At 72.9% G+C, this 14,678-nt stretch carries 15 protein-coding genes; 8 read left to right on the top strand and 7 right to left on the bottom strand.

Features of this window, described 5'->3' with window-relative positions; genetic code table 11:
- Positions 1-10: 10 nt before the first annotated feature.
- Both PH191_RS14675 and PH191_RS14680 read right to left on the bottom strand, forming a co-directional pair.
- Positions 11-868: an SDR family oxidoreductase gene (locus PH191_RS14675; protein ID WP_274195364.1), complete on the bottom strand. Its 858-nt coding sequence runs from the start codon at positions 866-868 to the stop codon at positions 11-13.
- A 52-nt stretch (positions 869-920) separates the two neighbouring features.
- On the bottom strand, positions 921-1,433 hold the full coding sequence (locus PH191_RS14680) for a hypothetical protein (protein ID WP_274195365.1): 513 nt from the start codon (positions 1,431-1,433) through the stop codon (positions 921-923).
- Between the two features lie 216 nt (positions 1,434-1,649).
- Here PH191_RS14680 and PH191_RS14685 point away from each other — a divergent pair, with 216 nt between their 5' ends.
- The 5 genes from PH191_RS14685 (at position 1,650) to PH191_RS14705 (ending at position 7,599) form a co-directional block, all read left to right on the top strand.
- Positions 1,650-3,596, top strand: coding sequence for a molybdopterin oxidoreductase family protein (locus PH191_RS14685; RefSeq protein WP_274195366.1), 1,947 nt, complete (start codon positions 1,650-1,652; stop codon positions 3,594-3,596).
- Between the two features lie 3 nt (positions 3,597-3,599).
- On the top strand, positions 3,600-5,513 hold the full coding sequence (locus PH191_RS14690; protein WP_274195367.1) for an NAD(P)H-dependent oxidoreductase subunit E: 1,914 nt from the start codon (positions 3,600-3,602) through the stop codon (positions 5,511-5,513).
- Positions 5,513-6,691, top strand: coding sequence for a 2Fe-2S iron-sulfur cluster-binding protein (locus PH191_RS14695; RefSeq protein WP_274195368.1), 1,179 nt, complete (start codon positions 5,513-5,515; stop codon positions 6,689-6,691). The genes PH191_RS14690 and PH191_RS14695 overlap by 1 nt, the downstream gene beginning before the upstream one ends.
- A 157-nt stretch (positions 6,692-6,848) precedes the next feature.
- On the top strand, positions 6,849-7,076 hold the full coding sequence (locus tag PH191_RS14700) for a hypothetical protein (protein WP_274195369.1): 228 nt from the start codon (positions 6,849-6,851) through the stop codon (positions 7,074-7,076).
- Positions 7,077-7,134: 58 nt separating this feature from the next.
- Positions 7,135-7,599: a hypothetical protein gene (locus PH191_RS14705; RefSeq protein ID WP_274195370.1), complete on the top strand. Its 465-nt coding sequence runs from the start codon at positions 7,135-7,137 to the stop codon at positions 7,597-7,599.
- A 12-nt stretch (positions 7,600-7,611) separates the two neighbouring features.
- Here PH191_RS14705 and PH191_RS14710 read toward each other — a convergent pair whose 3' ends face one another.
- Both PH191_RS14710 and PH191_RS14715 read right to left on the bottom strand, forming a co-directional pair.
- A complete protein-coding gene (locus tag PH191_RS14710) occupies positions 7,612-8,244 on the bottom strand; it encodes a hypothetical protein (protein ID WP_274195371.1) in 633 nt (210 codons plus the stop codon).
- Between the two features lie 83 nt (positions 8,245-8,327).
- Positions 8,328-9,296: a ferritin-like domain-containing protein gene (locus tag PH191_RS14715; RefSeq protein ID WP_274195372.1), complete on the bottom strand. Its 969-nt coding sequence runs from the start codon at positions 9,294-9,296 to the stop codon at positions 8,328-8,330.
- A gap of 297 nt (positions 9,297-9,593) precedes the next feature.
- Between PH191_RS14715 and aceA the strand changes: the two genes are divergently transcribed.
- Both aceA and PH191_RS14725 read left to right on the top strand, forming a co-directional pair.
- A complete protein-coding gene (gene aceA / locus PH191_RS14720) occupies positions 9,594-10,865 on the top strand; it encodes an isocitrate lyase (RefSeq protein ID WP_274195831.1) in 1,272 nt (423 codons plus the stop codon).
- Between the two features lie 25 nt (positions 10,866-10,890).
- Positions 10,891-11,538, top strand: a complete 648-nt coding sequence (locus PH191_RS14725; protein ID WP_274195373.1) for a DUF4383 domain-containing protein — start codon at positions 10,891-10,893, stop codon at positions 11,536-11,538.
- A gap of 4 nt (positions 11,539-11,542) precedes the next feature.
- Here PH191_RS14725 and PH191_RS14730 read toward each other — a convergent pair whose 3' ends face one another.
- Together PH191_RS14730 and PH191_RS14735 are read right to left on the bottom strand one after the other, a co-directional pair.
- Positions 11,543-12,472 (bottom strand): DUF389 domain-containing protein, encoded by a 930-nt coding sequence (locus PH191_RS14730; RefSeq protein WP_274195374.1) that lies wholly within the window; start codon positions 12,470-12,472, stop codon positions 11,543-11,545.
- Between the two features lie 13 nt (positions 12,473-12,485).
- Entirely contained in the window at positions 12,486-13,274 is a 789-nt protein-coding gene (locus tag PH191_RS14735; protein WP_274195375.1) for a HemK2/MTQ2 family protein methyltransferase, read from the bottom strand.
- A 209-nt stretch (positions 13,275-13,483) separates the two neighbouring features.
- Between PH191_RS14735 and PH191_RS14740 the strand changes: the two genes are divergently transcribed.
- On the top strand, positions 13,484-14,476 hold the full coding sequence (locus tag PH191_RS14740) for an iron-containing redox enzyme family protein (RefSeq protein WP_274195376.1): 993 nt from the start codon (positions 13,484-13,486) through the stop codon (positions 14,474-14,476).
- Here PH191_RS14740 and PH191_RS14745 read toward each other — a convergent pair.
- Complete coding sequence (locus PH191_RS14745) at positions 14,410-14,673, bottom strand: CDGSH iron-sulfur domain-containing protein (protein WP_274195377.1); 264 nt, start codon at positions 14,671-14,673, stop codon at positions 14,410-14,412. The two genes, PH191_RS14740 and PH191_RS14745, sit on opposite strands and share 67 nt — an antisense overlap.
- Positions 14,674-14,678 lie beyond the last annotated feature (5 nt).

The following is a 14,678-nucleotide window of genomic DNA, read 5'->3' on the forward strand; positions in this document are numbered from 1 at the left end:
GGGGCGTGCCTCAGCCCGGCAGCGTCTCCCCGCCGATGGGTGCGAGCACCTCGCCGGTGTAGTACGACGACATCCGGTCCGACGCGAAGAACACGAAGGACGGCGCGATCTCGTCGGGCGAGGCGGGGCGACCCATGGGGGCCTGGGCCCCGAAGGAGTCGACCTTCTCCTCGGGCATCGTCGCCGGGATCAGCGGCGTCCACACCGGGCCGGGCGCGACGCAGTTCACGCGGATGCCGCGCGGCAGCAGCACCTGCGCGAGCGAGTACGTCAGCGCGTGCACCGCGCCCTTCGTCGCCGAGTAGTCGATGAGCGACTTGTTGCCGCGCAGCCCGTTCACCGAGCCCGTGTTGATGATCGCGGAGCCCTCCCCCATGTAGGGCAGCGCGTCCTTGGTGACCCAGAAGAAGCTGTGGATGTTCACGTCGAACGTGCGGGCCCACTGCTCGTCGGAGAGCTCCTCGAGCGACCCGACCGGCTCCTGGGTGGCGGCGTTGTTGACGACGATGTCGAGCCCGCCGAGCTCGTCGGCGGCGCGCTCGACGGTGCGACGGCAGTGGTCGCGGTCGGCGAGGTCGCCGGGCAGGCACACGCAGCGACGGCCCCGGGCCTCGACGAGCTTCTTCGTGTGGGACGCGTCGTCGCCCTCGTTGAGATAGGCCAGCGCGACGTCGGCGCCCTCCTCGGCGAAGGCGACGGCGACGGCGCGCCCGATGCCGGAGTCGCCGCCGGTGATCAGCGCCTTCCGGCCGGCCAGCAGGTCGCGCCCGACGTAGCCGGTCATCTCGTCGTTCGGCTCGGGGTCCATCGACCCGGTGCTGCCGGGGTAGGACTGTTCCTGGGGCGGGGGCTGCTCGCTGCTGCTCATGCCCGACGGTCTTGACGACGACGGGCGCCCCCGAAACGTGCGAGTGGGCCCGTCACCGCAGACTGGCGATCTTGTCGAGCACCGTCTTGCGGTTCTTGGTGCGGCGCTCGTAGGCGTCGACCTTGCCCAGATCGGTGGCCGAGAGCCCCTCGAGCTTCACCGTGACGTCGCCGACGTTCAGGTCGTCGTAGTCCTTGATCGGCAGGTCGTCCTCCACCGACACCGCGCCCTTGGCCTCGCCCTCCGCGGTCTCGGCGCCGGGCACCTTGCGCGCCTGGTCCGCCGCGGTCCCGGCCACGCTGCCCAGGCCCGATCCGAGGCGCTCGAGCAGCGCGGGGAAGGCCGTGGCGAGCTCGCGGGTGAACGACGCCTGGGCGCGCGCGAACGCCTGCACCCACTCGGCCGTGCGGTTCCCGGCGGCCTCCTCGGCCTCGGCGACGTTCTCGAGCAGCTCCTTGTACGCGCGCAGCGACTCCTCGCCGCCCTGGCGCGCGCGGCTCATGATCTGCTCGTTCAGGCCGCGGACCTGCTCGACGACCTGCTCGACCTTCGGGTTACCGGCCATGACTCCTCCTGGACACGTATGCCTCGCTGCATCGGCAGCTCCTCGTTTCCCGGACAGAGGTGTCCCCCAAACAGGCCAGCGCCCTCGACGTTCCGGGTGCGGACGGATCGCGGCCCCGTCGCGTGTTCCGACGGCCGGGACGCGCCGTGTGACGGGGCTCGCAACGCCACCTACAGTGGTGACGACGACGACACCGTCGGTGAAGGAGAGCTCGGCATGCGCACTCGTAGGCCCCGCCACGTCCGGCTGACCGAACCCCTGGTCCGCGAGAACGGCGAGCTGCGGCCGGCGAGCTGGGACGAGGCGCTGGAGCGCGCCGCCGCCGGCCTGCGCGGCGTGCCCGCCGACGCCTTCGGGATGTTCAGCTGCTCGAAGGCCACGAACGAGATGAACTACGCCGCGCAGAAGTTCTCGCGGGTGGTGATGGGCAGCAACAACGTCGACAGTTGCAACCGCACTTGACACGCTCCCAGTGTCGTCGGTCTGACGACGGTGTTCGGTGCCGGCGGCGGCACCTCCGCCTACGTGGAGGCGGAGCACGCCGACCTCATCATCCTGTGGGGCTCCAACGCGCGGGAGACCCACCCGATCTTCTTCCACCACGTGCTGCAGGGCATCCGCCGCGGCACCCGCATGTACTCCGTGGACCCGCGCCACACCTCGACCGCGCAGTGGGCCGACGCCTGGCTCGGGCTCGACGTCGGCACGGACATCGCGCTGGCCAACACGGTCGGCCGCGAGATCATCCACGCCGGGCTGGTGAACGAGGCGTTCGTCGAGCGCGCGACCACGGGGTTCGAGGAGTACCGGGCGACGGTCGAGCCGTACACGCTGGAGCGCGGCGAGGAGATCACCGGCGTCCCGGCGGCGACGATCCGCGAGCTCGCGCACGCCTACGCCCGCGCCGACCGTGCGCAGATCTGCTGGACGCTCGGCATCACCGAGCACCACAACGCGGCCGACTACGTGTTCGCGCTGATCAACCTCGCGCTGCTCACCGGGCACGTGGGCCGCTACGGGTCCGGCCTGGTGCCGCTGCGCGGGCAGAACAACGTCCAGGGCGGCGGTGACATGGGCTCCATCCCGGCCAAGCTGCCGGGGGGCTACGACGTCCACGACGAGGACGCCCGCGCCCGCTTCGCCTCGGTCTGGGGCACCGACGACTACCCGCGCGAGCCCGGGATGCACCTGTCCCAGATGTTCGAGGCGATGGAGCGCGGCGAGCTCAAGGCCCTCTACTGCATCGGGGAGAACCCGGCGGAGTCCGAGGCCAACGCGACGCACGCCCGGCACATGCTCGAGGGCCTGGACACCCTGATCGTGCAGGACATCTTCCGCACGGCCACCGCGGAGCTCGCCGACGTCGTGTTCCCCGCGACGGCGGACTGGTGCGAGTACGAGGGCACGGTGACGAACTCCGAGCGGCGCGTGCAGCGCGTCCGCAAGGCGATCGACCCGCCGGGGCTCGCGCGCCCGGACACCCACGCCATCTGCGCGCTGGCCACGAAGCTCGGGCACGACTGGGGCGAGCCCACCGCGGAGGAGGTGTGGGACGAGTTGCGCTCGGTGTCGCTCAACTGGCACGCCGGGATGAGCTACGAGCGCCTCGACGAGCTCGGCGGCATCCAGTGGCCGTGCCCGTCGCTCGACCACCCCGGCACGCCGCTCATGCACGCGCGGCTCTGGGCCGACGACCCCGCCGATCGCGGGACGCCGGCGCCGTTCACCGCGGTCGAGCACGTGGCGCCCGTCGACGTCCTCGACGACGAGTTCCCGATCCGCCTGACCACCGTCCGGCTGCTCGACGCCTACAACTCCGGCGTGCAGACCGGCGGCTACGCCTCCCCCATGCGCAGGCCGGAGTCGTTGCGCATCGACGCGGAGGACGCCGCCCGCCTGGGCATCGAGAACGGCGAGCGGGTGCGCGTCGTGTCCCGTCGTGGCGCGGTCGAGGCACCGATCGGCATCGACCCGTCCCTGCGTCCGGGGCTCGCGTCGTTCACACCGCACTTCAGCGAGGAGGTCGACGTCAACGTGCTGACGAACGACGCGTGGGACCCGAAGTCGGGGACCTCGGAGTTCAAGGCCACCGCCGTCCGTGTCGAGAAGATCGACGCCATGGCGGCCGCCCACCCGCGCCCGCTGCCGGCAGCGGGGAGCTGACGGATGGACCTGCACCTCTCGCAGGCCGAGCCCACCGCCCTCGAGCGGGACGCCATCGACGGGGCGTTCGCCGGGCTCGCCCACCCGACGGTGCACGACGACCGGCCCATGCGCACGGCCCACGCCGGCCACGACGCGCGGGCCCGGCGGCACCTGCTGCTGCCGGTGCTGCACGCGGCGCAGGACGCCACGGGGTGGATCTCCGAGGGCGCGCTGAACCACATCGCCCGCACGCTGTCCGTGCCGCCCGCGGAGATCTACGGGGTGGCCACGTTCTACGCGATGTTCACGGTCGAGCCGCGGGCGCCGCGGGTGGTCCACGTCTGCGACGACGTCGCCTGCGGCCCGTACGGCGGCGAGGACATCGCCACGGCGCTCACCGACGCGCTCGGCCCCGAGGGGACCGGACAGGACGCGTGCTGGGTGCGCAGCCCCTGCCTGGGGTTGTGCGAGCGCGCGCCCGCGGTGCTCCACCAGCGCGCCGGCGAGCCCGACCTCAGCCAGGCCCCGGCGGCCGCGGACGACGTGCTGGCCACGACGCGCGCGCCCGGTGCGGAGGCCGCCGACCAGGCCGACGCCGCCTTCGGCGACACCCGGGTCAGCGCTCCGCAGACCGGGCCGGGCGGCACGCTCCCGGGCGGGGGCCCGCTGCGGCTCCTGCGCCGGGTCGGCGTCGTCGACCCGGGGAGCCTCGACGACTACCGGGCCCACGGCGGGTACGCGGCGCTGCGCCGCGCGATCGACATGGGTCCGACGCGGGTGATCACCGAGCTCGAGGACTCGTCGCTCACCGGCCGCGGCGGCGCCGCGTTCCCCACCGGCGTGAAGTGGAAGGGCGTCGCCGGCGCCCCCGAGCGCCCGCACTACCTGGTGTGCAACGCCGACGAGTCCGAGCCCGGGACGTTCAAGGACCGCGTGCTCATGGAGGGCGACCCGTTCGCGCTCGTCGAGTCGATGACGATCGCCGGCTACGTCACCGGCGCGCACGTCGGCTACCTCTACATCCGCGGCGAGTACCCGCTGGCCACCCGCCGGCTCATCGCCGCGATCGACGCCGCCCGCGCCCGCGGCTACCTCGGCGAGGACGTGATGGGCGAGGGCTTCGCCTTCGACATCGAGTTGCGCCGGGGCGCCGGGGCGTACATCTGCGGGGAGGAGACCGCGCTCCTCGAGTCGATCGAGGGGTTCCGCGGCGAGCCGCGCAACAAGCCGCCGTTCCCCAGCGTGTCCGGGCTGTTCGGCAAGCCGACGGCGATCAACAACGTCGAGACGCTCTACAACGTCCTCGAGGTTCTCAGCATCGGTGGGCAGTCGTTCGCCGAGGTCGGCGGCGGGCGCTCCACCGGATCGAAGCTGTTCTGCCTGTCCGGGGCGGTCGGTGCGCCGGGCGTCTACGAGGTCGACTTCGGCACCACGCTGCGCCAGCTGCTCGATCTCGCCGGCGGCGTCCGGGGCGAGCTGCGCACGATCCTGCTCGGCGGCGCGGCGGGCGGGTTCGTCATGCCCGAGGACCTCGACGTCGTCCTCACCCTCGAGGGCGCGCGCGACATCGGCGCGACGCTCGGTTCGGGCGTCGTCCTCGTCTTCGACAGCCACGCCGACCTCACCGGCACGCTGCGGCGGATCGCGGCGTTCTTCCGCGACGAGTCGTGCGGCCAGTGCGTGCCGTGCCGTGTCGGCACCGTGCGCCAGGAGGAGGCCCTGGCCCGCCTGGAGCGCGACGCGCCGATCGGCTCGCGGGAGACCGAGATGGCGCTGCTCGAGGACCTGGCGCGGGTGATGCGCGACGCCTCGATCTGCGGCCTCGGCCAGACCGCGCCCGCGGCGATCACGTCGGCGCTGCAGCTCGGGCTGCTCGACCGGCCGAGCACGAACGGGGCTGGCAACGGGGCCCGCAACGGAAAGGTGCCCACCTGATGACCACCACGGGCAAGGGCCCTGCCGGTCCCGGCGGCGGCTCGAGCGCGCCGGTCGACGAGACGATCGACGGCGCGAACGAGGCCGTCGGCGGCGCGGCGATCGGGACGGCTCTCGAGGAGGGTCCGCCGCCGGGCGAGCGCACCGACGGCGACACCCATCCGTCGTCGCCGGTCGGGCCCACCGTCATCGATCCCGCCGCGCCCACGCGCACCGCCGAGGAGCGCCTCAGCAGCGGCCCGGTGATGCTCGGGACGATCAAGCGGCGGGTGACGCTGCAGCTCGACGGCCGCGAGGTCCGGGTGCCCGAGGGCGCCACGATCCTCGACGCGCTGCACGACGAGGGCACGCCGGCCCAGGCCGACACCCCCACGCTGTGCTGGGCACCGAACATGGACCCCATCAACGCGTGCCGGGTCTGCGTGGTCGAGGTCGAGGGCTCGCGGACGCTCGTGCCGTCGTGCGCGCGCAAGTGCGAGGACGGCATGGAGGTGCGCACCGACACCGAGAAGGTCCGCCACAGCCGGCGGATGGTGCTCGAGCTGCTCACGTCGTCGGTGGACATGGACCGCGCGAGCGCGGACGTGCAGCGCTGGATCCGCGAGTACGAGGTCGACGCCGCGCGCTACGGCCCGCCCGCACCCCCGGCCGCCGCGGGCGAGCGCGACCGTCGCCACGCGGGGCACCACGACGCTCCCGACGGGGCCACCGCGGCCACCGTGCAGCAGCCCGTGAAGATCGACAACGAGCTCTACGTGCGGGACTACTCGCGCTGCATCATGTGCTACAAGTGCGTCAACGCCTGCGGCACGGACGCCCAGTTCACGTTCGCGATCGCCGCGGCCGGGCGCGGGTTCGACGCCCGCATCGCCACGGAGTTCGACGTCGAGCTCCCCGACTCGGCGTGCGTCTACTGCGGCAACTGCATCGGCGTGTGCCCCACCGGGGCGCTCGTCTCGGTCCGCGAGCACGAGCTGCGCGAGGCCGACGACTGGCATCCCGAGGAGGAGACCGTCACGACGACGATCTGCTCGTTCTGCGGGGTCGGCTGCAACCTCGAGCTGCACGTCCAGCAGAACGAGATCGTCAACGTGACGAGCCCGTCCGACCACTCCGTCACCCACGGCCACCTCTGCATCAAGGGCCGCTTCGGATTCCAGCACGTGCAGAACCGGTGACCCGGTGTCAGGAGAGTGAGCCGGGCGGTCCACACCCGCGGGTCGAACGGCCGAACTCGACCGGCCATCGGGGCCCAACGCCGTGGCGGCGCTGTCCCCCGGGGCCGCGCTACTGATTGGCTGCGCACAACAGGCCCGCCGACGAAGGAGGCCCACCGTGGCGAAGACGTCGCAGAAGACCGATGAGGTCCTGAGCGGCCTGCAGCAACTGATCGAGGCCGGACGTGTGGCCGAGGTCGAGCAGGTCCTCACCACCCTGATCGAGAGCGAGCCGGCGCAGGACCCGACGGTCGAGGAGCGCGAGACGCGCTCCTACGCCGAGGGCATGCGCGACGGGATCGCGCTCGCGCGGGGCCTGGCCGGCGACGCCGGCCAGGACGACTGACACCTGCGTTCCGAGCGGTCCACCCGAGGGCCGCTCCCTTGCCTGGAGGACACACACCATGACCGCTGCGGCCGCCGTCGACGATCGACCGGCTCCGCAGGCCCCCGCACTCGCGGAGGCCCCTCAGCCGACAGCGGAGATGCCCTCCGCCGGGGAGATGCCCTCCGCCGGGGACCGGCTCAAGCAGGTGGCCATCGCGGCGCTCGACAAGCTGGCGGGCGCGGCCGTCGTCAAGGTGGAGGAGCTCTCCGACAAGCTCGGGGACATGGCCGCCGACGCCGTCTCGGGCAGCATGCCCACCGGGGTGGGCGCGAACGCCCTGATCAAGGGCGTCCTCGCCAAGATGGAGGGCAAGAACCCGGTCATCGCCGCGCTCAAGGGTGCCTTCGGCGCGATGAGCACCGGCACCAAGATCTGGCTGTCCCTCGCGCTGATCCTCCTCGCGGTCCTTTCCCCCGTGGCGCTGCTCGTACTCGCGCTGGTGCTGCTCGTCGCCGCCATCGTGGGGGCGGTCAAGGGCTGAGGGACCCGCGCCTCAGGTGCCCTCGGTCGCGCCCGTGGAGGTCGTGGCCATGGCCGGCTCTCCCCTGGGCTCCGAGGGGCCGCCCGTGTCGGTGATCTCGCCCGCCTGGTCGTGGGCGTGCTGCGCAGGGCGCGTGGGCGCGCGCAGGCCCTCGTAGATCGCGGGCTGGATGTCCCAGGTGTTCCAGTACTGCGCCCCGGGCAGGTCGGTGTAGCGCACCGTGACGTGGAAGTCCTCGCCCTCGAGCCCGTTCTTGCGCAGGAACGTCATCTGGTCGTCCAGGTCGTCCCAGAAGCAGGTGATGCGCGCCCCGGGTGACAGCGAGGTCAACCCGATGGTGAACAGGGGAAGGCCCGAGATCTCGACCCCGTCGGAGCTCTCGATCGGGCACGAGAACTCGAACGTGATGTTCTTGGCCGGCCCCTGGCCCACGTTCTCGACGGCGAGGCTCAGGGCCCGGGTCCCGTGGTCGAACTCGTCGTGCACGGCGACCACCGGGCGGCCCCCGGCGAGGAACTCCTGGCGCACCTCCCGCACCGACTCGCGCGCGGCGCGGAGCTGGAACCAGATCACCACGATGAACGCGGCGTAGAGCAGGGGCGACAGCGTCTGCGCGACGCTCGAGACGATCTCCAACGCGGGCACGGCGACCCTCCGATCTCCGGACACACGTCCGCGGACCGACCGTCGGGACGGCCGGTCCGCGGGGTGTGCTGTCGGGGTCCGCTCTAGCGGATGCCGACGACCTCCTGGGCCAGCGCGGCGTGACGCGTCTGGGCGGCGGAGACGACACCCGAGCGGTTCTTGTTCGCCTCTTCGTAGACGATGACCTTGTTGAGGTCCTCGACCTCGTCCAGCTGCTTGATCTTCGAGACGACGTCGTTCACGCCGAGGTCGTCGTAGTTCGGGATCGGCAGCTCCGAGGCGTGCAGCGCCCCGAGGCGGGTGCGGGCCTCGTGCAGCGCCGCCGCGGTGTCGGTCGCCCCCTCACGGCGGCTGACCTCCTCGGCACGGTCGAGCGCGGCGTCGCGGCCGGTGACGACCACGTCGCGGGCGTCCTCGCCGAAGCGCGCGGCGCGCTCGGCGGTGTCGGTGACGACACCACGCACCTGCTCGCCACGCTGCTGCAGGCGCGCCGCCCAGCGGCTGACCTGCTCACGGGCGAAGTTCACCGGCAGCGAGACGGCGCGCGTGGCGCCACCCGCGACCATCTGGAACGGGGTCGGCTGGAGCGCCGGGGGCCCACCCAGGGCGTGCTCGGCGAGCACGGTGGTCAGCCACTCGATGGTGGCCGCGTGGGCCTTCTCGAGGCGCTCGGCCAGCCGACGGACGTTGCTGTCCTTCGCGGCCTCGGCGAGGCCACGCAGGTACACCGAGCGGTCGCGGAGCTGGTGCTCCAGCGTCAGGTCGCCGAGAAGGGCCTCGTCGACCGGGCCCGCCTGCTCGACGGTCGCCTTGACGACGGCGCCGACGCGCCCGACCAGCGGGGACACGACGTCGGCGACGCCGCCCAGACGCTGGAGCTCGGCGGTGATCTCGTGCGTGCGCCGCTCGGCGTTGCGGGCGTTCTCCGTGAGCTCCTTGCGCACCGCCTCGGTCCGGGCCTGGGTGACGCGGATACGCGCGACCTGGACCTCGGTCTGGGTCAGCTGCAGCATCGAACGCAGCTGGGCGATCATGTGGTTCCGGTTGCTCACACTTCTCCTCGAACTCATCAGTTATGTGCGTGTGTTCGCGGCCTACCGGCCGGTCACCTCTGGGCTATCCGCCGGGCGCGGTGCCTATTCATCCGACGGCGGCCGGACCCGGTGTGAGCCGTACAACCGGCCCGTGACCTGCGTCGCGACCGCGCCGCGACGATCTACCCGACCCACGGAGGCGTTTGCCGTCCTCCCGGGGACGGCAACTACAGGGCCCATCGGCCCTGTCGACACTCCGGCAACCGGTCCAGTACGGAGCTCCGGCCACCGCGGCCGGGAGGGAGTGGATTCGTGATGACCCAGACCGCCGAGGACCTCGAACAGCAGTGGGCGCAGGACCCGCGATGGGCGGGCGTGCGCCGCGTACACACCGCGCAGGACGTCGTGTCCCTACGCGGCAGCCTCCCCGAGACGCACACGCTCGCCGACCACGGCGCGCGGCGGCTGTGGGACCTGTTGCACGGTGACGAGCCGGTGCGGGCGCTCGGCGCGATGACCGGCGGGCAGGCCGTGCAGATGGTCAAGGCGGGCCTCCAGGCCGTCTACCTCTCGGGGTGGCAGGTGGCCGCGGACGCGAACCTCGCCGGCGAGACCTACCCCGACCAGAGCCTGTACCCCGCGAACTCCGTGCCGTCCATGGTGCGCCGGCTCAACAACGCGATGCGCCGCAACGACGAGATCCTGGTCGCCGAGGGCGAGGAGCCCGACCCGGACCGCATCCTGCCGATCGTCGCCGACGCCGAGGCCGGGTTCGGCGGCGCGCTCAACGCCTACGAGCTGATGAAGGCGATGATCGAGGCCGGCGCCGCCGGCGTGCACTTCGAGGACCAGCTCGCCTCGGAGAAGAAGTGCGGCCACATGGGCGGCAAGGTGCTCGTGCCGACGAGCCAGCACCTGCGCACCCTGCACGCCGCACGGCTCGCGGCGGACGTGGCCGGGGTGCCGAGCCTCGTCGTCGCGCGCACGGACGCCCTGGGCGCCTCGCTGCTCACCACCGACGTCGACGACGACGACCGGCGCTTCCTCACCGGGGAGCGCACCGCCGAGGGCTTCCACCGCGTGAAGTCCGGCATGGGACCGGTGATCGCCCGGGCGAACGCGTACGCGCCGTACGCGGACCTGCTGTGGATGGAGACCGGGACCCCCGACCTCGACGAGGCCCGCGAGTTCGCCGAGGCCGTGCACCGCGAGCACCCGGACGCGATGCTGGCCTACAACTGCTCGCCGTCGTTCAACTGGCGGCGGCACCTGGACGAGAGCTCGATCGCCAAGTTCCAGCGGGAGCTGGGCGCGATGGGCTACGTGTTCCAGTTCATCACGCTGGCCGGGTTCCACGCCCTGAACCACTCGATGTTCGAGCTGGCCCGCGGCTACGCGGAGAGGGACATGACCGCGTTCGTCGACCTGCAGGAGGCCGAGTTCGCCTCCGAGGAGAACGGCTACACGGCGACGCGCCACCAGCGCGAGGTCGGCGCGGGCTATTTCGACCAGATCGCGCTCGCCGTCGACCCGCACGGCTCCACGGGCGCCATGGAGGGCTCGACCGAGTCCAGCCAGTTCGCCTGAGGAGAGGTTGTCCGAAGGGGGTGCGGTGGGCATCCCGACGGCCATGTCGGACCCGTCGAATGCCCACCGCGAACCTCCGAACCCCGACGCGCAGCGGACCCCGGAGCAGCACGACCGCACCGGTCGTGGCTCCGGGCCCTACGCCCCGGCGGGGCGTGACGACCAGGGCAACCCCGTTCCGTCCGTACCCCACGAGGGACTGCTGGGGCGCATCGCGACGTCGCTCGTCGCGGGCGAGGCGGTGGTGCTGGCCGCCCTCGGCGTCGCCGGCCTCGTCACGTCCTGGGGCGCGGGCTTCACCGCCCAGGTGCCGGACACCGTGCTCGCCCTGCGGCTCAACCCCGCCAACAGCGTCCTGCTGCTGGTCACCGCCGTGCTCGCGGTGGCTTCCCTGAAGTCGCGCAGCCTCCTGCGGCGCTTCGCCGGCCTCCAGGCCGTGGCCTACCTCCTGCTGTTCGTGTTCGGCGCGGCGTACAGCGTCAACACGGGCAACGCCACGTTCCTGGACCTCAACACGCCGGACCTCGTCCTCTTCGGGGTCCTGGCGGTCCTCGGGTTCATCATCCTGATGGTCTCGAGCGCCCGGATCGTCGAGCCACCGCCCGGCCCGCTGCCCTACCCGGACGCGGTGCCGAGTGCGCAGAAGAACGAGAACGAGGACGAGCAGAGCTGAGCACTCACGCCAGCGGTCGGCGGTGGCCGTGGTGGATGCGGTCCTTGACCAGCACCACCACCCCGCCGAGCACCACCACGAGGCCGATGTCCGCGGCGGCGCGCTTGAGGCCACCGAGCGCGACCGCGAGGTCCCCGGCGGCGAGCCCGACACCGATCAGGCCCGCGGCCGGCACGAGCGCCAGCGCGATGAGGGCGCCGGCGAGGACGGCCTCGCGGAACGACGTGATGATGACCAGCCCCGCGAGCGCGCCGCCCGCGCCCACGAGCCAGTCGGCAGCCGTGGGGTCCATGACCATGTGGACGCCCTCGCTGCTCGCGAGCACGCCGGGCTTCGCGAGGCCCAGTGCCCGCAGCACGAGGAACGCGACGCCGCCCGCCGCGGCGAGGATCGCGTAGCCGACGAGGACGGACACCAGGGCCCGCCGGATGCGGTAGAGGTCGGCGCGGATCAGGGCGAGGCCCAGCTTGGCGACGGGCTCGAAGGCCGGGGCGATGATCGCCGACGCGGCGAGGGCCAGGGCCTGCGGCACCGGCGGGGACAGCAGGCCCGCGACGGCGATCGCGCCGCCGAGGCCCATGAGCACGAGGTAGTTGACGCTCATGCGGCCGTGGTGGCGCAGCGTCCGCTCGAACTCCTCCCACGGGGACTCGTCGGCGTCGTCCTCGATGGCCTCCTGCGCGCCGGTGGCCACCACGCTCTCGGTGCGCACCGTGGCGACGGTGACCGGCCCGTGCTCCCGGGCGCGCTCCACGGTGGCCAGGACGGCGTCGATGGAGCGGTTGAGGACGTGGAGGGACAGCACGTCGCCCGCGGGTTTGAGGGACCCGCCGCGCTGCAGGGTCAGCGCGAGGACGCCGTCGTGGTCCTCGAGCGCCCCGAGCACCTCGTCGGTCGCCGCGGCCGGCACGGTCACGTCGATCTGGTGGTGCATCTGGTCTCGCTCCTCAGCGCTCGGTGGTGGGCTGGGTGGTGGGCTGGGTGACGGGCTGGGTCAGCGGCGGCACGACGGCGCGCACGACGACGAGTTCCTCGGTCCTCTGGTCGTCCGCGACCAGGCCGCGCTCGCGCAGCAGGCTGTGGCGCGCGGTGAGGACCGGGCCGAACGGGTGCTCGTGGCGCACGACGACCTCGGCGTCCATGCCCTGCTCGCGGAGCCGGGCCACGGTCACGGCCGGGTCGTTGAGCGAGGAGTGCACCACGAGCAGCCGGCCGCCGGGGCGCAGGACCCGAGGCGCCTCGTCGCACACCCGGTCGAGCACCGCGCGCCCGTCGCGCCCACCGTCGTAGGCCCGCGCGAGCCCGTGCTCGGGCAGGTCGTCGGTGGCGGCGGGCACGTAGGGCGGGTTGGAGACGACGACGTCGAACCGCTCCCCCGCCACCGGCGCCGTCAGGTCACCGCGGCGCACGCGCACCCGGCGTCCGTGCCGCAGGGCGTTGAGGCGGGTCGAGAGCAGCGCCCGGCGCGAGACGTCGACCGCGGTCACGTCGGTCCCCGGGACCCCCGCGGCGACCACCGACAGGGCCCCGGCACCGGCGCCCAGCTCGAGGACCCGGCACGCCCGCGCGGGGCCGCAGCCGTGGTCGGTCAGCTCGCGACGCAGGACGTCGGCGAGCAGCCACGTGTCACGCTGGACCGGATAGACGCCGGGCACACGCAGCACCTGGTGGTGCGGCCGGATCTCGGTGGGGGACGCGGGCGAGGTCCTGCGGGGGTCGGGGGCGACGGTCGTCATGGGCTCCTCGGCTCGGCTCGGTGGTGGCGAGTCGGGTCGCGGGCGCCGCGGGAGGCGCGCCGGTCGCCGACGTCGGCGTCGACCCAGGGGCAGGCGTTACCCGACCGGAGGTCGGCGCAAGGGGTCTCGGACATCACGTGCGAGATCCGTCGGATACGGCGACCCGATCGGGTACCACCTCGAACGCTGTCGATGTGAAGGAGCGCTCCGTGCCCGTCCTGCCCCGTCCCCGAGGACCGGTCTCGACCGCCGTGCTCGACGTGCTCTCCGGCCGTCGGCCGGCGTCGGACCTGCCCTGGCGTCCCGACGCCGAACCCCTGGGTGAGGACCTTCAGCTCGCGCTGTACTGCTGCTACGAGCTGCACTACCGGTCGTTCGACGGCGTCGACGACGCGCTGGAGTGGGACCCCGATCTGCTGGGCCTGCGCAGCCACCTCGAGGACCTGTTCCTCGGTGCCGTCCGGGCGCAGGTCTCGGGGGGCGACGACGTCGAGGCGGCCGTCGACGCCCTGCTCGTCGAGCCCGTCGAGGGCAGCGGGCCCTCGTGGCACCTCGCCCGCGACGGCGAGCGCTGGCAGCTCGACGAGTACGTCGCGCAGCGCTCGCTCTACCACCTCAAGGAGGCCGACCCTCAGGCCTGGGTGATCCCGCGGCTCGACGGCGTCGAGGGACGCGCGAAGGCGTCGCTGATGACCGTCGAGCACGACGAGTACGGCGCCGGGCGGCCCGAGCGGGTGCACGCGCGGATCTACGCGGAGATGATGGCCGGCCTCGGGCTCGACACCACCTACGGCGCCTACCTCGACGTGGCGCCCGCGGAGACGCTCGCGACCGTCAACATCATGTCGCTGTTCGGTCTGCACCGCCGGTGGCGCGGGGCGTCGGTGGGCCAGTTCGCGCTCATCGAGATCACGTCACCGCCGGGGTCGGCGCGGCTCGTGCGCGCGATCGAGCGGCTGGGCCTGCCGGACGAGGTGACGGCGTTCTACGCCGAGCACGTCGAGGCCGACGCGGTGCACGAGCAGCTCGTGCGCCGGGACCTCATCGCCGGGCTGCTCGAGTCCGAGCCGGAGCTGGCCGCGGACGTCGTGCTCGGCATCCAGGCGTCGACCCTGCTCGAGGACCGGCTCGCCGATCACCTCACGGCGGCCTGGTCGTCCGGGGAGTCGTCGTTCGTGTCGCGGGCACTCTCGGCGGTCTGAGCCGGGCGGATCTTCCGCCGGTGGCTGGTGTCGCAGAACGGGTAGCGCTTGGTCCGCCGGCAGGCGCACAGGGCCACGACCGGCCGCTCGCTGGTCACCGTCGTCCCGTCGGGCAGCTCCAGCTCGACCGGGCCCTCGACGAGGAACGGCCCGCCCTCGGTCATCGTGATGCGGGTGGGTCCTGACGGTGCGGCCATGGTCG

It is taken from the genome of Actinomycetospora callitridis, from assembly GCF_028737265.1.
In the GTDB taxonomy this organism is placed as follows: domain Bacteria; phylum Actinomycetota; class Actinomycetes; order Mycobacteriales; family Pseudonocardiaceae; genus Actinomycetospora; species Actinomycetospora callitridis.

What these genes read in the sequence shown, in the direction of transcription:
- PH191_RS14675 (WP_274195364.1), bottom strand. Translation starts at nt 868, where the DNA reads ATGAGCAGCAGCGAGCAGCCCCCGCCCCAGGAACAGTCCTACCCCGGC.
- PH191_RS14680 (WP_274195365.1), bottom strand. Translation starts at nt 1,433, where the DNA reads ATGGCCGGTAACCCGAAGGTCGAGCAGGTCGTCGAGCAGGTCCGCGGC.
- PH191_RS14690 (WP_274195367.1), top strand. Translation starts at nt 3,600, where the DNA reads ATGGACCTGCACCTCTCGCAGGCCGAGCCCACCGCCCTCGAGCGGGAC.
- PH191_RS14695 (WP_274195368.1), top strand. Translation starts at nt 5,513, where the DNA reads ATGACCACCACGGGCAAGGGCCCTGCCGGTCCCGGCGGCGGCTCGAGC.
- PH191_RS14705 (WP_274195370.1), top strand. Translation starts at nt 7,135, where the DNA reads ATGACCGCTGCGGCCGCCGTCGACGATCGACCGGCTCCGCAGGCCCCC.
- aceA (WP_274195831.1), top strand. Translation starts at nt 9,594, where the DNA reads ATGACCCAGACCGCCGAGGACCTCGAACAGCAGTGGGCGCAGGACCCG.
- PH191_RS14730 (WP_274195374.1), bottom strand. Translation starts at nt 12,472, where the DNA reads ATGCACCACCAGATCGACGTGACCGTGCCGGCCGCGGCGACCGACGAG.
- PH191_RS14735 (WP_274195375.1), bottom strand. Translation starts at nt 13,274, where the DNA reads ATGACGACCGTCGCCCCCGACCCCCGCAGGACCTCGCCCGCGTCCCCC.
- PH191_RS14745 (WP_274195377.1), bottom strand. Translation starts at nt 14,673, where the DNA reads ATGGCCGCACCGTCAGGACCCACCCGCATCACGATGACCGAGGGCGGG.